General features: G+C 67.8%; 1 protein-coding gene. It reads right to left on the bottom strand.

From position 1 onward, the window contains the following. Positions 1-26: 26 nt before the first annotated feature. Positions 27-490, bottom strand: a 464-nt coding sequence (locus tag EN745_RS35670; protein ID WP_127423365.1) for an XdhC family protein, incomplete at its 5' end; no start/stop codon positions are given.

Genomic DNA, 490 nt, shown 5'->3' with positions numbered 1-490 from the left:
CTCATCGATCGGAACGGGACCGAATTTCACGCCACGGCGCCTTTTGCTTCGAGGCCGCGCGAACGGAAGGCGTGGATGGTCTGCGCCAGCACCGCGACGGCGATCTCGGCCGGACTTGCCGCGCCGATATCGAGGCCGATCGGCGCATGGATGCGGGCGATCTGGTCGGCGCTGGCACCGAGCGCCAGCAGGCGTTCCACGCGCTTGGCGTGCGTCTTCCTGCTGCCGAGAGCGCCGACATAGAAACACCTGGCGTCGAGCGCTGCCTTCAATGCAAAATCGTCGATCTTGGGGTCGTGGGTGACGGCGGCAAGCGCCGTGTAGCTGTCGAGGGGCTGGCGCGCCAGCACATCCTGCGGCCATTCGGCGTGCAGCGCCACATCGGGAAAGCGCTCCGGCGTGGCGAAAGCGGTGCGCGGGTCGATGATCTCGACGGGATAGCCGGCGATCCTGGCCATCGGCGCCAGCGCCTGGCTGATATGGACGGCGC

It is taken from the genome of Mesorhizobium sp. M4A.F.Ca.ET.022.05.2.1 (genome assembly GCF_003998845.1).
GTDB lineage: Bacteria > Pseudomonadota > Alphaproteobacteria > Rhizobiales > Rhizobiaceae > Mesorhizobium.
The sequence above is the reverse complement of the archived record's forward strand: the minus strand, read 5'-3'. Positions and strand labels throughout refer to the sequence as shown.